The following is an 18,954-nucleotide window of genomic DNA, read 5'->3' on the forward strand; positions in this document are numbered from 1 at the left end:
GGGTTACCACCACCATGACTGACGCGACGCAGACACCTGACCTGGGCACCTACGGAATCTGGCGAGGAGCCGCCGGATTGAAACCGGATTTGGGGGCAGCAATCGAGAAACTAGGGTTCGGCACCATCTGGATCGGCGGTTCACCGCGCGCGGATCTGCTGGTGGCCGAGAAGCTACTCGACGCGACGGAACACATCACCGTGGCTACGGGGATCGTCAACGTGTGGTCATCACCGGCTGCCGAAGTTGCCGAGTCGTACCACCGACTCGAAGCCAAGCACCCCGGACGATTCCTCCTCGGCATCGGCATCGGCCATCCCGAAGCCACCGGCGATTACTCGAAGCCGTATGCCACCTTGGTGTCGTACCTCGACGAACTCGACGCGGCTCGAGTTCCGGAATCTCGTCGTGTCCTCGCCGCTCTCGGCCCCAAGGTATTGAAGCTGTCGGCTGATCGTGCTGCCGGAGCACATCCCTATCTGACAACTCCCGAACACACTGCCGAAGCTCGCAGCATTCTCGGCCCGTCGAAAATTCTTGCGCCCGAACACAAAGTTGTTCTCGAGACCGATCCGGACAAGGCGCGAGCGATCGGCCGTCCGGCTGTGGCCAACCCCTATCTGCACCTGCGCAACTACACGACCAATCTCGAGCGCCTCGGTTTCGCACCCGACGAAATTGCGAACGACGGAAACGACCGTGTCATCGAGGCCCTGGTGGCCTACGGGACCGCCCGTTCCATCGCGGACAGATTGCGCGAACATGTTGCGGCCGGTGCCGACCACGTTGCGATCCAGTCGCTTCCGGCTGACGGTGATCCGATTGCGACGTACGAAGCATTGGCCGCTGAACTATTCCACTGACAAGTCGACAACCCTTGACTTGGATAAGTTATATCCGAGTATACTTGGACACGACTTATCCGAGTAAAGGAGAAAAGCATGAAGATCGTCATTTTCGGTAGTGGGCTCATCGGCAGTCAGGTCGCGTCGAAACTCGGTGATGCCGGACACGATGTGAAGGCACTCGGTCGTGCAGACGGTATCGATACAACCACGGGCAAAGGCCTCCTCGAAGCCGTGACCGGCGCAGACGTCGTCGTGGATCTCACCAATTCCCCCTCCTGGTCGGACGACGACGTCCTGGCATTCTTCCGCGACGGGACCAGCAATATCCTCGCGGCGGAGGAGAAGGCGGGCGTCGGGCACCACGTCATCCTGTCCATCGTCGGTGCCGACCGGCTGCCTGATTCCGGGTACATGCGAGCCAAGGTCGCCCAGGAAGACCTGGTCAAGGCCGGGCCGATCCCCTACTCGATAGTCCGCTCGACCCAGTTCTTCGAGTTCATCGCCGGAATCGCCGATGCCGGAACCGTGGACGGCACAGTCCATGCAACCCCGGCTCATCTTCAGCCGATCGCGTCGCGGGACGTCGTATCCCACGTCGCAGAGGTTGTGACCGGCTCTCCCCGGAATGGCACGGTTGAGATCGCCGGGCCCGAACCGCTGGGTATTGACGAACTGGTACGGCGCCTGTTCTCCGTCACCGGAGACAAGCGCTCGGTGACACCCGACCCGGAGGCCGGATACTTCGGCGCGAAACTCGACAGCGCCGCACTCACCCCCACACCGGGAGCCAACGCCTGGATCGCACCGACCACACTGGACGAGTGGTTGGCTTCCCAGGCCTGAAAAACGCCATCGATATCCGCCCCAAACCGTTTTCCACGGCGTCGATAGAGTCCTTGCATGAAGCTTTCCGGAGGTGTGGAGTGGTCACTCCACTGCTGCGTGGTCCTCAGCCAGGCTGAAGGTCCGGTTCCCACAGCCAGACTCGCCGAACTGCACGGGGTGTCGAAGACATACCTGGCAAAACATCTGCGAGCGCTGGCACAGGCCGGCCTTGTCAACCCGACCGAGGGCCGCGACGGTGGATACGTCCTGACCCGGCCGCCCGAGAGCATCACAGTCCTGGACGTCGTGCAGGCCGTCGACGGTAAGGAACCCGCGTTCCGGTGCACGGAGATTCGGCAACAAGGGATCCTCGCCGCGCCACCGGAGCAGTGCCTCGTCCCGTGCGGAATCGCCAAGGTCATGGCCGACGCCGAAAAGGTATGGCGTGCTTCACTGTCGGGAGTCACCATTGCGGACCTTGCGGCAACTCTCGATCTCCCCGCCCTCAAGAAAATTCTGGCGGCGCAGCCGAACTGAGCGTGAGTTCCTACCGAGAGGATTCACTGTCGTTGGCGGGATCCACTTGATCCTGGGTAGCTGCCCAACTCGCCAAGAGCTTCAGCGCATCAGCCGTTGGAGTATCCGGCGCCGCTGTGTAGACCAGCAGCGTCAGTCCGGGATTGGACGGTAGTTCCATCGCCTCGAAGTTCAGCTCGAGGTCTCCGACAACAGGGTGATGGACCTTCTTGAAACCTGTTCGATGAAAGCGCACATTGTGTTTCGCCCACCGCGTGCGGAATATCTCACTGCGCGTAGCTAATTCACCGATCAGTTCGGTGAGGGCCTTGTCGTGCGGGTTCTTCCCCGCTTCAGATCGGAGCATTGCCGCAATATCATCGGCAGCACGTTCCCAGTCGGTGAAAAATTCCTGCGAAGCCGGGTCGAGGTACACGAAGCGCGCATTGTTGGCCGGACGACGTGGATCGGCCAATACCGGTGAATACAGCGCCCGGGCCATGCGATTGGCGGCCAACATATCGTGACGGGCGTTGCGGACCCACGCCGGAGCATCGGTGATGGCGTCGAGTATCTGCTGAATGGCCGGACTCACACCTTTGGGTGCTGATCGGCGCTTCGGCGGAGCCGACGCACTTGCGGTCTTCGCCAGGTCGAACAGGTGGTCCTGCTCAGCCTCGTCGAGTTGAAGTGCCCGGGAAAGACTTTCGAGCACCGAGTCAGATGCTCCGGCCAGATTGCCGCGTTCCATGCGCACGTAGTAGTCGATGCTGACACCAGCGAGCAAGGCAACTTCTTCTCGGCGTAATCCTTTGACCCGGCGGTTTCCGCCGTATGCGGGAAGCCCCGCCTGCTCGGGAGTGATGCGCGCACGGCGGGAGCTGAGGAACTCACGGATCTCGGCTCGGTTGTCCATGACGATTACGTTACTCGAGTCGTCGGACCGCAGGGAGGTACTGCCGGTACCTGGAACAACAGGAACTCCCGCCAGGATGATTCGGACGGTTCACTGGGTATCGACACTGCGAACCGAACAACCAAGAGGATTCATCATGCGCGCAACCATCATGTACAGCGCCGGAGACGTTCGCGTCGAGAACGTGCCGGATCCGACACTGCAACAGCCGACGGACGCTCTGGTGCGCATCGTTCGAGCGTGCGTCTGCGGATCCGACCTGCATCCGTACCACGACATGCCTGCCACACCGGGTGGCACTCCGATGGGCCACGAATTTGTCGGCGTCGTCGAGGAGGTCGGCGGCGACGTGGCCACGCTGAAGAAGGGCGACTTTGTCATCGCCCCGTTCGCGTGGTCCGACGGAACCTGCGAGTTCTGCCGTGAAGGACTGCAGACGTCGTGCCGCCACGGCGGATTCTGGGCCGGCGACGGCATCGGTGGCGCACAGGCGGAGGCCATCCGCGTGCCACTGGCAGACGGCACCCTGGTCAAAGCACCCGTCGGCGAAGACTCGGAACTGCTCCCCTCACTTCTCACCCTGTCCGACGTCCTGGGCACCGGCTACCACGCTGCCGTCAAGGGTCGTGTGAACGAACGCACCTCGGTCACCGTCATCGGCGACGGCGCAGTCGGCCTCATGGCGGTTCTCTCCGCCAAACGACTTGGCGCCGAGCGGATCATCCTCATGGGCCGTCATAAGTCGCGCACCGATCTGGGCATCGAATTCGGAGCCACCGATGTCGTCGCCGAGCGCGGCGACGAGGGCATCGCCAAGGTCCGCGAACTGACCGGCGGTGACGGCACCCATGTTGTACTCGAAGCCGTGGGCCACATGCCCGCCTACGAGCAGGCGATCGGTGTCGTCCGCCCCGGCGGTGTCATCAGCCGCGTCGGTGTACCTCAGTACGAGGTAGCGCCCGTCGGTTTCGGCAGCCTGTTCGGACCCAACGTCACACTCACCGGTGGCCCGGCTCCCGTGCGCGCGTACATCGAGGAGCTCATGCCAGACGTGCTCGACGGAACGATCCAGCCGGGCAAGGTTTTCGACCGGACCGTCAACCTCGACGAGGTACCGGACGCCTACCGCGCGATGGACACTCGTGAGGCACTCAAAGTTCTTGTTCGGCCGTAACCCATGACCACCGTCGACACTCCCCGGATCGGTCGCGTCAATTCCACCGCGATCCTGGCGATCATTCTGATCAGCTACTTCATGATTCTGCTCGACAACTCCATCATCTTCACCGGGCTGCCGAGCATCGCAGCCGAGATGGGGTATTCGGCGACCGGTTTGTCCTGGGTGCAAGACGCGTACACCCTCGTATTCGGCGGACTGCTCCTCCTCGGCGCGAGACTCGGAGACATCTTCGGGCGTCGCCGCATCTTTGTGGCCGGGTTGGCGATCTTCGCGGCCGCGTCGTTCCTGGTCGGGGTTGCTCCCAATGGTTGGTGGCTCATCGCGGCCCGCGCCTTCCAAGGCGTCGGCGCCGCGGTGGTCGCGCCGGCGTCACTGTCACTGCTGACGGCAAGCTTCCCTCCGGGGCGCGAACGGACACGCGCGGTTGCCTGGTACGGCGCAGCCGCCGGGATCGGCGCGAGCCTCGGCCTGGTGATCGGCGGCGCCCTTGCCGATTGGGTTTCCTGGCGCGCAGGATTTTTCATCAACGTCCCGATCGGCATCGCGATGATCGTTCTGGCACCGCGGTTCATTCCCGAAACGAAGCCGAGCACAGGACGTTTCGATGTAGCCGGCGCCGTCTACGCCACACTTGGAATGGCCGCATTGGTCTTCGGCATAGTCAACTCCGCCGAAGCCGGCGCGGCATCACCGACGACCTTCCTGCCGCTGACGCTCGGTGTGGTTCTCCTGGCTCTGCTGGTTCGAAATGAATCGCGCGCGGAGCAACCCATCATGCCGCTTCGACTCTTCCGCTCTCGCGAACGATCCGGCGCCTACGCCGCCCGCATGCTGTATCTAGGCGCCATGATCGGCTTCTTCTACTTCACCACTCAACTTCTCCAGGGCGTAATGGGATTCAGTGCTTTCCAAGCCGGTGTGGCCTTCTTCCCGATGACGGTCGTCAATTTTGCAGTTGCACTGCTGATTCCGCGATTGACCCCTCGATTCGGGAACGCTCCGTTGCTCGCCGCAGGAGTGGCACTCACCTTGGTGGGTATGACCTGGCTCAGCTTCGTGCATTCGGGCAGCACTTATCTGAGCGGCGTTGCATTACCGATGATCTTGATCGGCGCAGGCCAAGGTCTCGCGTTTGCGCCGCTCACCGCTGCCGGAATCTCCGGGGTGAGTGCCGACGACGCCGGAGCCGCGTCCGGACTGGTCAACACAGCACACCAACTGGGCAGCGCACTGGGACTCGGCATTCTCGTTGCGATCTCAGCCGGGGCCGGATCCGCTGCAGAATCCCCGAAAGAAGCACTCACCGAGCATGTCTCGACTGCACTGACCGCAGGCGCCGGCCTCCTCGCCGGTTGCCTCGTCATAGTTCTTGTCTTCATCGTGCCGTCAGCGGGTAAACGAAGACAGGTAGACAGTCATCCGAAAATCGTTCAGCCATAACATAAGGAGTTCCCATGGAGATTCTGAAGCAACCGCAGACGAGCAAGGCTCCCGCAGACTGGTTCACCGGTGACGTCTGGTGGGACGTCATCTACGCAGGTCAAGAACCGTCACGCATGCGCGCCAACATGGTTCGCTTTGCGCCGTGCTCACGCACAGACTGGCACTCCCACGCGCTGGGGCAGACCTTGCACATTGTGTCCGGCACCGCCCTGATTCAGGCTCGCGGCGGCGAGATCATCGAGGCCCACCCCGGCGACACCGTCTACACACCACCCGGCGAAGAACATTGGCACGGTGCGGCACCCGACCACTTCATGACCCATCTCGCGTTGTGGGAAGGTCCCGGCGACGGCAGCACGGAAACCACTTGGGGCGACAAAGTCACCGACGAGGAATACAACGCCCCTCGTAGCAATCGCCGGTGAAGTCCGAATATCAAGGAGCGCAACATCGTGACTGAGACCATGACTGCACTGTTCGGTGGGCAGGGCCCGGACTGGGTGGCCCGCGACGTTCCAGTTCCCGAGCCTGGCCCCGGACAGGTTCTTGTGCGCACTCATGCCGTCGCACTGAACAACGCCGATCCGCAGATGCTCGCTGAGTTCGACACACCGGGCTCCGACAACGAGTACGTCGCCGGATACGAATTTGCCGGTGACATAGCAGCACTCGGCCCCGGTACGCACAACCTCACAGTGGGCGATCGTGTCATGGGAACTGCGCCGAGCAGTTTCGCGCAGTTCGTCCTCGCGGATTACCGGCACGTCATAGCCATGCCCGACAACCTGCAATACAACGAAGCCACAGCCCTGCCGACTGCACTACTCACCGAACACGGGGCTCTGATGCTCGCCGGCTACACGCCGGGACAGACGGTACTCATCACGGCGGCCACGTCAGGCATCGGCCTGCTGGGAGTTCAGATCGCGAAGGCGCTGGGCGCAGCCGCCGTCATCGGCACCACACGATCTCCGGGCAAGGAAGACGTATTGATCAAAGCCGGCGCAGACACCGCTGTCGTCACGACGAATCGAAATCTCACGGACGCCGTACTCGAAGCAACAGAAGGTCGAGGAGTCGATGTCGTACTCGACCACGCCGGCGGGCAGACTCTAGCGGCCTGCTTACCCGCCACCCGAGACGGCGGGCACCTCGTCAATATCGGACGCCTCGACGCCGCGCAGTCCACGATCGACCTGGACGCGCTCTCCTACCGCCATCTTCACCTACATGGAGCATCATTCGGCTTCGGTCGAGCAGAAGAACTCGGGAACGTGATTGCTGCCCTCGCCAACGAGGTCATGCCTGCTGTCGTCGACGGTCGGATACGTCCCGTCATCGACAGCATCTACCCCTTCGTGGAAGCGTCCGACGCGGCACACCGCATGCGTAGCGGCAATACCGTCGGAAAGATCGTGATGCCGATGCCCTGACCGATCTGTACGTCGCACCCCAACAGGATGAATGGTTCGTTTTCGGTCTGACTCATGGCACGCTGATCCCATGGAGCCACTCGAACCGATGCGGCCGGTGAGCGTTCAAGCGCCGATTCAGACGTCGACCCCGAGGTGGAAATCCGCGGCGGTCTTGCTGGGAACGATGTGCGTCTTTGCGTATGCCCTGCTCTCGACGAGAACCGGACCCGGCCCGGTCGCGGCGGGAGTTGCCGTCGGCATTGTCGGCGTAGGGCTCTACGCAATGTCGGTAGTGCGCACCCTCCGAGAGAACTCGGGCAAACGGATACCTTTGTGGGGCGATGCTCCGGTGTCTCCGCGCGAGATGGACCTGCTTGCCGGAGCCGGTATGCCGTTGTTGACAGCCGGAGTCTTGACCGCGATCCGTGCGTCGGGATTGACCTGGCCGTATCTCTTCTTCGGGTTGTTTGCGACGGTTGTGGTCCTGGCTTTGATTCTTCCTGTCCTCATACATAATTCACGCGTAAAACGGTCACCGGCAGCGTGAGAGACTCACCGCATTCCGGTATCCCGGAGAGTGATATTGAGCCGACCGGATGTCAATCCACTGTCCGTATCTGCGCTTCCTGCAATCACTTTCGGGACACCGTGGTAGGCGAATCGTGAGGCTCCACCAAAAACGAAGAGATCGCCCGACTGAAGTTCGATGTCGGTGTACGGCCGGTTCCGATTCTCCGTGTTCCCGAATCTGAATACGCAACTCTGGCCGATGCTCAGTGACACGACGGGGGCCTCGCAACGCTCGTCCTTGTCCTGATGCATGCCCATCCGGGCGCCGTCGTCGTAGAAGTTGATCAGCGCGGTGTCGGGTGTGTAGGTCTGACCCGGATCTCCATAGGCTTCTCTCACTGCTTTACGCCCCAACTCGATCAGCCAATCGGGCAGTGCGGCCACTGCCGCCCCGTTCACATCGTCGGCCGTGCGCGTGTATTTGTATGGTTGCCAATGCCAGCCGAGGCACACGGTTTGGACCGACATCTTGTGTCCGCCGGCAACCACCGCCGAGCGCATCGGGACCGGGGCAGTTGCCCACCGTCGACATTCGGTCACGAGCATGCGCTGTTGGGCAAGGCCGAGCCAATCCGGAATATGGACAGCGCCCGGGGCTACCTCCATCCGCGGGCGCGGGATCAGCGCGTTCATGATTTCCAGGCTAATAGGCACCGAGGCATTGACACTCCCTACCTCGACTCGTATCGTAATCAATGAATTGATTGATAAAGGAGATGGTTGACAAGTGATCGTGGATCCCGGGGCCGATGATCGTCTCGACAAAGCATTCATGGCACTTGCCGATCCGGTGCGACGACGGATCATCGCCCGCCTGAGCACCGGACCTCAGACGGTCAACGAGCTCGCGGAGCCGTTCGAGATCACGAAACAGGCCGTCTCCAAACATATTCAGGTACTCGAGGCAGCGGGGCTTGTCACTCGCAGCCGTGACGCCCAGAGACGTCCGGTGCATCTGAACGCCGCAGCGCTCGAGGCTTTGACGGCCTGGATCGACCGCTATCGACTGGTCCACGAACAACAGTTCCGAAAACTTGATCACCTACTGCACACCACACAGAAGGAGACGCAGTCATGAGCACCACCAATCCCGTCACGATCACCGCTCCCGAGGGCGTTCCGTTCATCGACATCACACGTGAGTTCGACGCACCCGTGAGTGCCGTGTTCGCGGCCCACTCGAATCCCGAACTGGTCAAGCAATGGCTCGGCCCCAACGGTTACGAGATGGACATCGAGGAATACAACTTTGTCAGCGGCGGTCGATACAAGTACATCCACCGCAATCCCGAGGGTGACGAGTTCGCGTTCAACGGCGTTTTCCATGTGGTTCGCGACAACGAATTTGCCATCCAGACCTTCGAATACGAAGGCTTTCCCGATGTGGTCAGCATCGAATCCATGACGTTCGAAGATCTGGGCAACGGGCGCACCCGTCTCTCCGGCCATTCGGTCTATCCGAGCCTCGAGGCGCGCGACGGCATGATCGAGAGCAATATGGAGCGCGGCGTCGTCGAAGGTTACGAGCGCCTGGACAAGATCGTCGCTCAGTCCTGAGCACCTGTTTGCCCGATTACTCACTGCGGAAGGCACTCCCATGGATTGGACCCTCGAAGTAGTCATAGTCCCCGTCAGCGATCTCGAGCGCTCCATTGCGTTCTATCGCGAACAGGTCGGATTCAATCTCGATCACCACACCGTGAACGAGCATATGACGGTCGCCCAGCTCACGCCACGGGGATCGGGTTGTTCCATCGTCATCGGCAACCTGCCGTCACAATCCGAGATGGCTCCCGGCTCGTTGAAGGGCCTGCAGTTGGTTGTGTCAGACGCGGCAACGGCCAGACAGGAGCTCATCGACCGCGGCGTCGACGCCAGCGAGGTCACCGTCTTCGACGAGCGTGACGGCGGCACCTTCTTCGGATTCTCCGATCCTGACGGCAACACCTGGGCGGTTCAGCAGCTGAAGGTTCGCGGCGAGAAGCCCCTCATTCCGAAGGCGTACCAGGACCGTTTCGGCGCGTAGCGGCCGCCTTCCACGCGGCATAGTCCTCGGGCAGACAGACAGCGCACGGGCGATAGCCGGCCGCAATCGCGGTCGGCTCATCGGCGAAGAACACCCGACTGGCGACATATCCACCACGCGCGATTGCCTGCGCCGCCCCTCGACAGTCGAGTCGGCCGTAGATCTTCGTTTTCCGGTGCCCGCCAAGCACACCGGGCGTCTGACTTTCGTAGGGTTTGTTGCGGGCGTCGCGGAGTATGTACGTCTTATTCGGCATCGTGAAGCACCAATCCCAATGTTCGACGCGTACCCGAGTGCACCACGCTGACACCATGTCGCACAGGGGCTCTGGACCACCCACGCGAACTCTGGACCGGCCGATCCCGCGTGGTGAAGATCAATGCGTGACCTTGTTCGAGTACCGTGACCGTCCCTTTCGACTGGGCGCGCGAACGCTGTTCGACGAGCAAGAACTCTCCCCCGGCGTGATCGAGGCGAGGTCTGTCGAGGCCGATCACCACCTGTAAGGGAAACACCAACTCTCCATACAGGTCCCGATGCAGTGCATTCCAGTCACCAGGGCCGTAGGACAGAAGAATCGGAGTAGGCCGCTTCTGTCCGGCGGTGTGGCACTGATCGATCCATTCTTCGAAAGTGTCCGGCCACGATGCCCTGTCCCCCAGCTTGAACGCCCACTCTCTCGCTACGGGCAGCAGCTGTCGGTAGAAGGTGGCCCGCATAGCCGTGATCGGCTCGGGTACCGGATCACCGAAGTACCGGTACTCCCCTTGGCCGAAGCGGTACCGAGCCATGTCGATCGTGCTTCGAAATCGGTCGACGTCCGTGTACCAGGAAGCGATCTCGCGACACTCCGATTCGTCGAGTAGCGGTGTCGTCTGAGCACACCCACTGGAGTTGATTCCCTCGATCAGCGCAGGCCAATCGAGGGAATCGACACGAGCAGGCAGATCGGTGAACTGGTCCATACGTCGTAGACGACGCGAAGGTCAGGAATGTGAGAATGCCAAGAGTTGGTCAGCCAGAGCGTTGTACGTACGGGCGATCCCGGCATAACTGAGCACTGGTTCCGGATTCCAGGTGCCGATCTTCCCTGCCTTCACCGCGGGCAAGTTGGACCACGCAGGATTGGTGCCGAGCGTATCCAGTTGCAAACTGGACGGGCGGTCGTCGAGGAAGATCATGTCGGCCGGATAGTGGTCCGCCATCTCCCAGGCCAGCTTCTCGACGTAGACCGACGATCCCTCGGCCGGATCGACGACGGCAAGACCCAAACCTGCCAGGTCGGCGAGGATCGGAAATCCGGAACGACTGACACGCATCGTGTCCGGATCTGCGGAGGCGAATAGAACGTGTGAATTCTTCAGTGAAGAAGCGACTTCGGAGATCCGCTCGCGCGCAGCGTCGTGGTCTTTTCGCTGCGCGTCCATATCTGATTCCGCTCCGATTTCCACGGCCAGTTCCACGATCTCTTGCACAGTTCGGTCGATGGTTCCCGCTGCCGTCTCCACGAACAGTACTGTCGACAAGCCTTTCACTGCATCCAAATTCGCCTCGTCGAGTAGAGCCGAACCACGCAACTGAGGGACTATGACGACGTCCGGCTCCAGCGCAGCGATCTTCTCGAGTTCCACCTGTCCCCAGAGCTGCCCGACCATGTCGGTCTTCGAGAAATCCAAGTTGCCGGAGATGCTGGTGTCCGTCGATCCCGGCGACCGTGTCGGCGCCCCGAAAACACCGACAGGCACCAGTCCGTAATCCCACAGAGCCCCCGCGATTCCGGTGTAAGTGACAAATGTTCGTGGCGGTGAATCCAATTCGATCAGGGTTCCGCGATCGTCGGTGAAGGACCAACCGGCATCGCGTGTGCCGCCGGCATCTGCGTCGGAACGCGAGCAACCGGCCGCTGCCAGCGCAGCAGCCAATCCTGCTGCTGCGCCGAGGAACCTGCGACGGTTCCAGTCCATCTCGAGGCGTCTGTGCGGTCGTGGAGTGAGCAGCGTGGTCATGTGTGTGCCCTTTCGGCGATTGATTGAACTGTTGCAGGAGTAGACGAACGAGAAAAGAGAAGGATCGATACGAAACCCGTGAGCATTCCGACGCCGGCGCAGAAGATCAACGGCCACAGCAAGGCGAACTCGTCGGATCCGGTGAAGAGCGAGCCGCACAGGGCAATTCCGACGGCGAGCCCGAATTGGCGCGATGAGTTGGCTGTTGCCGAAGCCGTCCCGGCGTTCTCTGCCGGGGCGTCCGACATCGCGGCGCTGGGCAGCACCGGCGACACCATCGCCGAACCAACGCCGGTCAGAATCAGCCCGGCGATCAGCGCCGGCCAGATCGGCGCGACGAGAACGTACAGCATGGCGAGGCAACCGATTCCGCAGAGGACCGTCCCGAATCCGAGCGAGAATCGAAGATCAGCTCGCTGAAGCCGTGATCCACACAGGGCCGACACGAAGACAAAAGCGAGCGGTCGAATCGAGAGCACAAGTGCAGCCGTCGACGCCGACAACTCCAACGAGTTCTGCAGCCACAGTGAAAGAACTACGAGCGGGCCGTAAGCCGCGAGGTAGTAACCGAAAGCCGCGACAAGGACGCCGTCGAATTTCAGACATCGGAACAACGCCGGATCGAGCATCGGACGGCTGCTTCGACGCTGCCAGGACACAAACGCCATCAGCGCAACGATTGCGATCACGAAGGCAAGAGCTGTCGACGACGAAGTCCGCCCGGCGTCGCCGCCCCACGTCACGCCCAGAACCGCGGCAACGGCAGCGAGAGTGAACAAAACGATTCCGGCACAGTCGATATTGCCCTCGCCGCGCTCACTTTCGGCGAAACAGAAAACAGCCAGTACGAGCGCCACTACGGCCACGGGGATTCCGAAATAGAAGACCGCACGCCAGTCGAAGAACTGCGTCAGCAGCCCTCCTGCAACGTTTCCGATTCCGGCTGCCAATCCAGCGACAGCGCCCCACGCGGCAAAGGCGACGTGACGATCACGGCCTGAGTACGCGTCGCCGAGCAGAGGCAAGAGCGTCGCAAACATCGCCGCACCGGCAATTCCTTGCGCGCCGCGAGCAGCGACCAGAACCGTGACGTCCGGAGCACCAGCGCACAAGGCCGTCGCCACCAGGAACACGACCAGACCGCAGACATAGAGACGCTTGCGTCCCCAAGCATCGCCGAGCGCGCCCGTCCCCACCAGAAGCGCAGCAAGAGCCAGCGTGTAGGCGTCGACGACCCAGGACATCGCGCCCGTACTGCCGTCCAAACCGACGGCGATGGCCGGCACCGCGATCGTTGTGATCGTGGCGTATGTCAGTAAGAGGAAAGTTCCGATGCATGCGGCGATGAGCGGCAGCCATCGTCGTGCCGACATGGTCAACCTCCGAACAGGGCAGTAAGTGCGCCCTAACTATGGAGGTTCAAGTCAACTTGAAGTCAAGCGCCGCTTCGACGCGGATGTCGAGCTGCTCGAGCAGCCACGGACACTGCATCGGACGCTCTTGCCGACACGTCAGGTGATGCTCGAGAATCAGTTTCGCTCTCGTAGCGGCGGCGATCTGTGCCTCGAGCATCGAAACTTGATCCGTGAGAACCGCGGAGAACTGCTCGGACGTGGTGTCGGCTTCGATGAAGGAGCGCACCTGCTCCAAGGACATTCCCGTCTCGGTGTACATCCGGATCAACGCCAGCCGACGCAGCTCACGACGCCCGTACCAGCGTTTGCCGCCGGTTCGCGATCGCGCGGACAGCAAGCCTTCGTCCTCGTAGTAACGCAAGGTCGATGCCGCGATTCCGAACGATTTTGCAACCTCGCGGATCGGGATCAAGTGCTCACGCATTCATCGATCGTAGGCTGAGCGCGTAGGCGGTTCCGGCAGTTATGTGTAACTTGGCATACTGACTAACGGAAGGGGTCGCGCAAGTGATCTCACAGCAAAATGCTGTATGCGCTCGTTGAACGAGGGAGAGCCATGCTGGATCCAACGCGACGACCTGTCGGGCCGTACTCGTCAGGGGTGCCCCAAGGCGCTCTCGACGTCCGTATGCCTGACCTGGAACGATTCGGCCTCCCCCAGTTATGGCGATCGGCGGTCATCGCGGTCGTGCTGTCCACATCGATCATGATTGCTCTGATCGTGTGGCCGTTCCGCAGACGCGGACGCACCGTCGTGGACGCGGCATCTGACGGCGTGGTGGATGGCTTCATCACTCTCGGTCCGACGTTCGTGAAGCTCGGACAGTTAGTTGCGTCGTCGTCAGGGATTTTCCCCGCGCCGCTGGCCAATGCCTGCCTTCGGTGCCTCGACGATGTGCCACCGTTCCCGGCGGACCAGGCTCGCAGCGTCGTGGAAGCGGACCTCGGATACTCGATCTCCGAAATTTTCGCGAGCTTCGACGATCAACCGCTGGCGGCTGCGTCGGTGGCGCAAGTGCATGCGTGCGTTCTGCACGACGGACGTGAAGCCGTCATCAAGATTCAGCGGCCGGGTATCTATGCCCGCATGCTTATCGACCTCCGGGCGGCATATCGCGGCGCGCGGATTCTCGAGAAGTTCGTCGAGTTCCTACGAATAGCCAACGCGACGGCCATTATTCGCGACCTGCATACCGCCACGATGACGGAACTGAACAGTGCCGTCGAAGCCGATCGGCAAACAACGTTCCGGAATAACATCGGCGCTTTCGGCGACAACAAGGGCGTGACAACGCCCGAGGTGTACTGGGATTACTGCGGGCCTCGGGTGATCTGCATGGAGCGTATGCGGGGTGTTCCTCTCGATCGCTTCGTCGCGAGTCCTGACGGCATCGACGAAGCCCGCATGCTGATCCGGCGCGGTGTGAAGGTATGGCTCGAATCGGTCATTGTTCACGGGCCATTTCACGGTGACGTGCACGCTGGAAATCTCTGGGTACTCGATGACGGCCGGATCGCGATGCTCGATTTCGGAATTGTCGGAATTCTCCCTGAAACGTGGCGAACGATTCTCACCGACTTGTTTCGCGCGACATTGATCGACGGAGATTTTGCCCGGGTCGCCCGCGGTATCCGTGCTTTGGGATACGCCACCGACTACGAGGTGGACGACGATCAACTCGGCCTGCAGGTAGCCACGGCATTGGCGCCGATTCTGGGCCGAGACCTGGGAGAACTCAAGTTGAGTGAACTCATCATGGCGCTGATCCAGTTAGGTAGGCAATGGGGTGTGGCCAGCCCTGAGGAATTGGTTCTGTTCGGCAAGCAGCTCGGCTATTTCGAGCGGTATGCCACTGCGCTCGCACCTGGCTGGGTTATCGGTCAGGACCTTTACCTTTTCAAGAATATGTTTCCCGACGAAGTAACGGCCAAAGCGCACAATTTGGGAATCACCCTTCCGGAATAAATCTGCCTAACTTAACTACTACGACAATCCAGGCGCGGGGATTAATCTGAAGCAACCCCCTGCGCAAGGAGCACGCCGTGCAAACAGCATCCGCCACGATTGCCGAGCAGAAGTCCGCAGACAACTTCATCACCGGAACGACCCCTGCCACCACCATTGGCACGCTCATCGCGTCTTTCGACAGTTCCGTCATCGAATTACTCGTCAGTCCCGGTGGGCTCGACGTCGACATTCGATCAATGGCGCTCCTCGAAGATTCCGATATGGACGGCATGGAATCCGGGGGCGCACTGTCCGACGTGTATCTACCGGTCGGAGTTCCGATTGATTCGGTGATCGACTGGCTGGTCGCGTCGGAGCACCATCCGCACAAACCGAAACTGCTGCTCGTCAAGAATGCCGACAACGAAGGTCCATTGCGGGCAGCCGCGGAAAGATCAGGAATCGCGCTCGCCTCGGTACATCCGAAAGCCAGCTCGGGGCATATCTACTCGCTGATACAGCAGTTGCTTCTCAAGAACGCATACCGCCGACGCGCCACCCCTCAAGGCTCTGGTTTTGATCCCACCGGCGACTCCGACTTGTTCGGGCTCGCGGAGACCATCGCCGAATTGACCGGTGGCCTGGTCACGATCAACGACAATGCCCAACACATCTTTGCCCATTCCGCCGGACACGCGAATGAGGACGAACTACACCAACGCTCGGTGCTCGGCCGCGAATGGCCGAGTGGCTACAGCGAATGGCTGCAGAAGCGAGGCACGTTCGAACATCTACGACGCTCGGACGAGATCATCGACATCCCGGCCGCGCCGGAGTTCGGCGCGGCGCATCGGTTGGCCGTCAGCATTCGGCGCCGCGGCACAAGCGTCGCCACGTCCGGAGTGCACCAGCAGCATCTCGGAACCATCTGGGTTCAGACCGCGGGAACACCACTTCACGACGGTTCCGACGAGGTGCTTCGCGGCGCAGCAGAAGTGGCCTCACGCATCGTGATCCGGATTCTCGACGCGTCCCGCCGGGAGAGCGACCAAATCCAGCGACTGTTCGGCGCTCTGGGCGGCGGTGTCGATATCACCTCCTTGGCGGATTCACTCTCGCTATCCCTCGACGGACCCGCCGCGGTGGTGGGATTCGCAACCACCGAGCAGCCGCCGGCCGAGCTGCGGCGGATGACGAACTCACTGCGCCTGCACGCCAGCGCTTTCCGGCGTGACGCCGTCACCACTGCGATAGTCGACCGGATATACGTGCTCTTCCCTCACGCAGAAGGAGAATCGCTGATCAGCGACTGGGCCGCAGACACAGTTCACTATTTGGAAGGTTCCTCGGATATCGTCGCGCGGGCTGCGGTCGCAGTGATGATTCCCCGACTGTCCGGGGTTCCCGAGGCCCGCAGAGAAGTCGACCGGGTACTCGACGCTCCCGGCGACACGTCTTCCCCCGTCACAACGCTGGCTGCATCGCGCACCGCAGTGCTACTCGGCGAAATCCTCGACCTGATCGGCGATCACGACCGACTTCGGGATCCCCGAGTTGATCGTTTGCTGTCTTACGACGACAAGAACTCGTCGGACATGCAGTCCACGCTCACGAGCTATCTCGCAGCGTTCGGCGATGTGAAAAAAGCTGCGGCCCTGCTGAAAGTGCATCCCAACACGTTGCGGTACCGCGTCCGGCGCGCTGAACAGATCATGGGAATCTCACTCGACGAGCCGGACACACGACTGCTGACAGAGCTTCAACTGGCACTCGTGAGCCGGGAACCGTCTGAACCGGAGCGGCTGACACCCACCAACTGAACCGCTCCGGTTGCACGCTCCGTCCGATCAACGAGACATATCGCCTACCGCACGGCAAATGCGCGGTACACAACACTCGTCAATGAATCGAACACGTCTAACTCAGGAGCACCCTTGAGAACTCGCGGAGCCGTCATCCGTCAAGCGCCCGGCAAGTACGAGGTCGTCGACCTCGAACTCGATTCACCTCGTACCAATGAACTGACCGTCAAGATGGTTGCTTCCGGCCTGTGCCATTCGGACGACCACATCGCCAGCGGCGATCACGCAGTGGGCCGGTACCCCATCTGCGGCGGCCACGAAGGCGCGGGTGTTGTGGTCGAGGTCGGCCCGAACACCGAGGGCTGGACCGAAGGTGACCACGTCATCTTCTCCTTCCTTGCCGCCTGTGGCCGATGCCGTTGGTGCGCAAGCGGAATTCAGAACCTGTGCGACAACGGCGCAGCAATCATGACGGGTAGCCGCCCCGGCGACACCGAGAGCTATCGCATGACGTTGGACGGCGAGCCGGTTTCACAGACCTGCGGCCTCTCCACCTTCAGCGAATACACTACGGTCAGTACGCTCTCCGCCATCAAGGTGGACAAGCATCTCCCGCTCGAGACGCTGTGTCTGCTGGGTTGCGGCGTCGGCACCGGTTGGGGTGCTGCCGTCAACTCCGCCCAGGTGTACCCGGGCCAGACCGTGATCGTCATGGGCGTCGGCGGCATCGGCATCAATGCCGTTCAAGGTGCAGCACACGCCGGCGCCGCACACATCATTGCCGTGGATCCTGTCGAATTCAAGCGCGAGAGTGCCCTGAAATTCGGTGCCACCCACGCAGTGTCCACGATGGAAGAAGCAACCGACATCGCTCGGTCCTTCACCAACGGCCAGGGCGCTGATTCCGCGATCGTCACCGTCGGAGTGACCACTGGAGACCATGTGGCACAGGCTTTCTCATCCATCCGCAAGGCCGGAACCTGCGTCGTCACCGGACTGGGCAAGATGACGGACATCGGCATTCCGGTGAGCCTGATGGAACTCACGCTCTACCAGAAGAGAATTCAGGGATCGCTCTTCGGTGCATCCAACCCGACCGCCGACATCCCGTGGATGGTCGATCTCTACACGAGCGGAAAGCTCAACCTCGACGGCTTGATCACCAACCGCTACTCCCTCGATCAAATCAACGAGGGCTTCGCGGACATGCATGCCGGCCGTAACCTCCGCGGCGTTATCACCTTCTGAGCTAGTTCTCTCCGGACTTGACCAGTGCGCAAGTCCGGAGAGATCCCCGCATCGGACACACCAGGCATTCACGGTGTCGAGGATCAGGCGAATCGAGTTGGCGAAAAACACAATTCACGAAGCATCCTGTGCGCTCACTCAGCCGAGCGACGAAGCGATCGCATCTCGCCCCGCAGCAGCACACGCTTGGTCCTGCATTCCGTCCGGAGCGCCACCGACACCGATGCCGGCGATCGACGCGGGTCCAGCCTTCACTGTGACTCCACCGGCAAGGAAGAGAGTGCCGGGAAGGTCGGCGATGGTGGATCCGTCACCCTTCGTTCGCTGCGTGAGGTCACTGGTATCGGCCCCGAAAGCTGCAGAGGTGTATGCCTTCTCGCGTGAAGCCTCCACAGTGTGCTGGGCTGCGTTGTCGCCGCGCACCATGGCGATGACATTGCCTGCACGGTCGACGACGGAGACGGTGACGAATCCGAGTCCGTCGGCACGGCATTTCGCCAGGGCCGCACCGGCAGCCTTCACTGCTGCGTCGGCGCTGAGTCGATTCTGAGTGACAACCGCCGAATCACCGGTCGCAGCAGGCTGCTGCGTGGCAGAAATCGATGTCGTGCTCGACATGTTCTCCACGGGTGTGTCGGTACTCGAGCAGGCCGCGCTCGCAAGGATCGCGACAACCGGAATGGCGACAGCCAGGGTGCGTGGCAGTCGTGTGTAAATGCGGTGGTTCATGATGGGCACACTTTCAGTCGAGTGGTTCGAAACCGTCCACTACAGCGTCGCTTCTCCGCGGCAACCA

At 61.5% G+C, this 18,954-nt stretch carries 22 protein-coding genes; 14 read left to right on the forward strand and 8 right to left on the reverse strand.

From position 1 onward, the window contains the following. The first annotated feature begins 14 nt into the window (after nt 1–14). The 3 genes from FFI94_RS28245 (at nt 15) to FFI94_RS28255 (ending at nt 2,210) form a co-directional block, all read left to right on the forward strand. The gene (locus FFI94_RS28245; protein ID WP_138870733.1) at nt 15–863 is read left to right on the forward strand and encodes an LLM class F420-dependent oxidoreductase; all 849 of its coding nucleotides are present in this window, start codon (nt 15–17) and stop codon (nt 861–863) included. A gap of 78 nt (nt 864–941) precedes the next feature. Further along, entirely contained in the window at nt 942–1,691 is a 750-nt protein-coding gene (locus FFI94_RS28250) for an SDR family oxidoreductase (RefSeq protein WP_138870734.1), read from the forward strand. Nucleotides 1,692–1,748: 57 nt separating this feature from the next. Beyond that, nucleotides 1,749–2,210 (forward strand): Rrf2 family transcriptional regulator, encoded by a 462-nt coding sequence (locus FFI94_RS28255; RefSeq protein WP_138870735.1) that lies wholly within the window; start codon nt 1,749–1,751, stop codon nt 2,208–2,210. A 10-nt stretch (nt 2,211–2,220) separates the two neighbouring features. On the opposite strand, the gene FFI94_RS28260 is transcribed toward FFI94_RS28255, so the two are convergent. Beyond that, nucleotides 2,221–3,105 carry a helix-turn-helix transcriptional regulator gene (locus tag FFI94_RS28260; RefSeq protein WP_138870736.1) on the reverse strand — a complete coding sequence of 295 codons (885 nt, stop codon included), beginning with the start codon at nt 3,103–3,105 and terminating at the stop codon, nt 2,221–2,223. A gap of 136 nt (nt 3,106–3,241) precedes the next feature. Here FFI94_RS28260 and FFI94_RS28265 point away from each other — a divergent pair, with 136 nt between their 5' ends. From FFI94_RS28265 to FFI94_RS28285, 5 genes are all read left to right on the forward strand, one after another. After that, nucleotides 3,242–4,279: a zinc-dependent alcohol dehydrogenase family protein gene (locus tag FFI94_RS28265; RefSeq protein WP_138870737.1), complete on the forward strand. Its 1,038-nt coding sequence runs from the start codon at nt 3,242–3,244 to the stop codon at nt 4,277–4,279. Between the two features lie 3 nt (nt 4,280–4,282). After that, nucleotides 4,283–5,725, forward strand: a complete 1,443-nt coding sequence (locus FFI94_RS28270) for an MFS transporter (protein ID WP_138870738.1) — start codon at nt 4,283–4,285, stop codon at nt 5,723–5,725. Between the two features lie 14 nt (nt 5,726–5,739). Beyond that, nucleotides 5,740–6,153 carry a cupin domain-containing protein gene (locus tag FFI94_RS28275; protein ID WP_138870739.1) on the forward strand — a complete coding sequence of 138 codons (414 nt, stop codon included), beginning with the start codon at nt 5,740–5,742 and terminating at the stop codon, nt 6,151–6,153. A gap of 27 nt (nt 6,154–6,180) precedes the next feature. Then, complete coding sequence (locus FFI94_RS28280) at nt 6,181–7,161, forward strand: zinc-binding dehydrogenase (protein WP_138870740.1); 981 nt, start codon at nt 6,181–6,183, stop codon at nt 7,159–7,161. 70 nt (nt 7,162–7,231) lie between these two features. Then, entirely contained in the window at nt 7,232–7,690 is a 459-nt protein-coding gene (locus tag FFI94_RS28285; protein WP_138870741.1) for a hypothetical protein, read from the forward strand. 5 nt (nt 7,691–7,695) lie between these two features. Here the strand turns inward: FFI94_RS28285 and FFI94_RS28290 are convergent, their stop codons facing one another. Then, nucleotides 7,696–8,346, reverse strand: coding sequence for an alpha-ketoglutarate-dependent dioxygenase AlkB (locus tag FFI94_RS28290; RefSeq protein ID WP_185993338.1), 651 nt, complete (start codon nt 8,344–8,346; stop codon nt 7,696–7,698). A 94-nt stretch (nt 8,347–8,440) separates the two neighbouring features. On the opposite strand from FFI94_RS28290, the gene FFI94_RS28295 reads away from it, so the two are divergent. The 3 genes from FFI94_RS28295 to FFI94_RS28305 are packed head-to-tail and all read left to right on the forward strand — an operon-like array spanning nt 8,441 to nt 9,739. Next, complete coding sequence (locus FFI94_RS28295; protein WP_138870742.1) at nt 8,441–8,791, forward strand: helix-turn-helix transcriptional regulator; 351 nt, start codon at nt 8,441–8,443, stop codon at nt 8,789–8,791. Then, complete coding sequence (locus tag FFI94_RS28300; RefSeq protein ID WP_138870743.1) at nt 8,788–9,270, forward strand: SRPBCC family protein; 483 nt, start codon at nt 8,788–8,790, stop codon at nt 9,268–9,270. The genes FFI94_RS28295 and FFI94_RS28300 overlap by 4 nt, the downstream gene beginning before the upstream one ends. A gap of 40 nt (nt 9,271–9,310) precedes the next feature. Further along, nucleotides 9,311–9,739: a VOC family protein gene (locus FFI94_RS28305; RefSeq protein WP_138870744.1), complete on the forward strand. Its 429-nt coding sequence runs from the start codon at nt 9,311–9,313 to the stop codon at nt 9,737–9,739. Here the strand turns inward: FFI94_RS28305 and FFI94_RS28310 are convergent. The 5 genes from FFI94_RS28310 to FFI94_RS28330 are packed head-to-tail and all read right to left on the reverse strand — an operon-like array spanning nt 9,702 to nt 13,584. Then, on the reverse strand, nt 9,702–9,995 hold the full coding sequence (locus FFI94_RS28310) for an Ada metal-binding domain-containing protein (protein ID WP_138870745.1): 294 nt from the start codon (nt 9,993–9,995) through the stop codon (nt 9,702–9,704). The two genes, FFI94_RS28305 and FFI94_RS28310, sit on opposite strands and share 38 nt — an antisense overlap. Continuing rightward, nucleotides 9,985–10,704, reverse strand: a complete 720-nt coding sequence (locus FFI94_RS28315) for a 2OG-Fe(II) oxygenase (RefSeq protein WP_138870746.1) — start codon at nt 10,702–10,704, stop codon at nt 9,985–9,987. The genes FFI94_RS28310 and FFI94_RS28315 overlap by 11 nt, the downstream gene beginning before the upstream one ends. Before the next feature lie 21 nt (nt 10,705–10,725). After that, nucleotides 10,726–11,745 (reverse strand): ABC transporter substrate-binding protein, encoded by a 1,020-nt coding sequence (locus FFI94_RS28320; protein ID WP_138870747.1) that lies wholly within the window; start codon nt 11,743–11,745, stop codon nt 10,726–10,728. Continuing rightward, the gene (locus tag FFI94_RS28325; protein WP_138870748.1) at nt 11,742–13,118 is read right to left on the reverse strand and encodes an MFS transporter; all 1,377 of its coding nucleotides are present in this window, start codon (nt 13,116–13,118) and stop codon (nt 11,742–11,744) included. Before FFI94_RS28325 ends, FFI94_RS28320 begins: the two co-directional genes overlap by 4 nt. Before the next feature lie 46 nt (nt 13,119–13,164). Next, complete coding sequence (locus FFI94_RS28330; protein ID WP_138870749.1) at nt 13,165–13,584, reverse strand: MerR family transcriptional regulator; 420 nt, start codon at nt 13,582–13,584, stop codon at nt 13,165–13,167. A 132-nt stretch (nt 13,585–13,716) separates the two neighbouring features. Here FFI94_RS28330 and FFI94_RS28335 point away from each other — a divergent pair, with 132 nt between their 5' ends. From FFI94_RS28335 to FFI94_RS28345, 3 genes are all read left to right on the forward strand, one after another. Then, nucleotides 13,717–15,126, forward strand: coding sequence for an AarF/ABC1/UbiB kinase family protein (locus FFI94_RS28335; RefSeq protein ID WP_138870750.1), 1,410 nt, complete (start codon nt 13,717–13,719; stop codon nt 15,124–15,126). A gap of 77 nt (nt 15,127–15,203) precedes the next feature. Continuing rightward, entirely contained in the window at nt 15,204–16,928 is a 1,725-nt protein-coding gene (locus FFI94_RS28340; protein WP_260684397.1) for a CdaR family transcriptional regulator, read from the forward strand. Between the two features lie 114 nt (nt 16,929–17,042). Beyond that, nucleotides 17,043–18,158, forward strand: coding sequence for an NDMA-dependent alcohol dehydrogenase (locus FFI94_RS28345; protein WP_138870751.1), 1,116 nt, complete (start codon nt 17,043–17,045; stop codon nt 18,156–18,158). A 138-nt stretch (nt 18,159–18,296) separates the two neighbouring features. On the opposite strand, the gene FFI94_RS28350 is transcribed toward FFI94_RS28345, so the two are convergent. Further along, complete coding sequence (locus FFI94_RS28350; RefSeq protein ID WP_138870752.1) at nt 18,297–18,887, reverse strand: heme-binding protein; 591 nt, start codon at nt 18,885–18,887, stop codon at nt 18,297–18,299. Between the last annotated feature and the right edge of the window lie 67 nt (nt 18,888–18,954).

The sequence above is a fragment of the Rhodococcus sp. KBS0724 genome (assembly GCF_005938745.2).
Classification (GTDB): domain Bacteria; phylum Actinomycetota; class Actinomycetes; order Mycobacteriales; family Mycobacteriaceae; genus Rhodococcus_F.

Bases quoted from the DNA above. Each gene is read 5' to 3' on its own strand.
- FFI94_RS28285 (WP_138870741.1), top strand. From the start codon at position 7,232: ATGGAGCCACTCGAACCGATGCGGCCGGTGAGCGTTCAAGCGCCGATT.
- FFI94_RS28275 (WP_138870739.1), top strand. From the start codon at position 5,740: ATGGAGATTCTGAAGCAACCGCAGACGAGCAAGGCTCCCGCAGACTGG.
- FFI94_RS28265 (WP_138870737.1), top strand. From the start codon at position 3,242: ATGCGCGCAACCATCATGTACAGCGCCGGAGACGTTCGCGTCGAGAAC.
- FFI94_RS28270 (WP_138870738.1), top strand. From the start codon at position 4,283: ATGACCACCGTCGACACTCCCCGGATCGGTCGCGTCAATTCCACCGCG.
- FFI94_RS28255 (WP_138870735.1), top strand. From the start codon at position 1,749: ATGAAGCTTTCCGGAGGTGTGGAGTGGTCACTCCACTGCTGCGTGGTC.
- FFI94_RS28350 (WP_138870752.1), bottom strand. From the start codon at position 18,887: ATGAACCACCGCATTTACACACGACTGCCACGCACCCTGGCTGTCGCC.
- FFI94_RS28260 (WP_138870736.1), bottom strand. From the start codon at position 3,105: ATGGACAACCGAGCCGAGATCCGTGAGTTCCTCAGCTCCCGCCGTGCG.
- FFI94_RS28320 (WP_138870747.1), bottom strand. From the start codon at position 11,745: ATGACCACGCTGCTCACTCCACGACCGCACAGACGCCTCGAGATGGAC.
- FFI94_RS28335 (WP_138870750.1), top strand. From the start codon at position 13,717: ATGCTGGATCCAACGCGACGACCTGTCGGGCCGTACTCGTCAGGGGTG.
- FFI94_RS28305 (WP_138870744.1), top strand. From the start codon at position 9,311: ATGGATTGGACCCTCGAAGTAGTCATAGTCCCCGTCAGCGATCTCGAG.
- FFI94_RS28310 (WP_138870745.1), bottom strand. From the start codon at position 9,995: ATGCCGAATAAGACGTACATACTCCGCGACGCCCGCAACAAACCCTAC.
- FFI94_RS28300 (WP_138870743.1), top strand. From the start codon at position 8,788: ATGAGCACCACCAATCCCGTCACGATCACCGCTCCCGAGGGCGTTCCG.
- FFI94_RS28325 (WP_138870748.1), bottom strand. From the start codon at position 13,118: ATGTCGGCACGACGATGGCTGCCGCTCATCGCCGCATGCATCGGAACT.
- FFI94_RS28245 (WP_138870733.1), top strand. From the start codon at position 15: ATGACTGACGCGACGCAGACACCTGACCTGGGCACCTACGGAATCTGG.
- FFI94_RS28315 (WP_138870746.1), bottom strand. From the start codon at position 10,704: ATGGACCAGTTCACCGATCTGCCTGCTCGTGTCGATTCCCTCGATTGG.
- FFI94_RS28250 (WP_138870734.1), top strand. From the start codon at position 942: ATGAAGATCGTCATTTTCGGTAGTGGGCTCATCGGCAGTCAGGTCGCG.
- FFI94_RS28330 (WP_138870749.1), bottom strand. From the start codon at position 13,584: ATGCGTGAGCACTTGATCCCGATCCGCGAGGTTGCAAAATCGTTCGGA.
- FFI94_RS28290 (WP_185993338.1), bottom strand. From the start codon at position 8,346: ATGAACGCGCTGATCCCGCGCCCGCGGATGGAGGTAGCCCCGGGCGCT.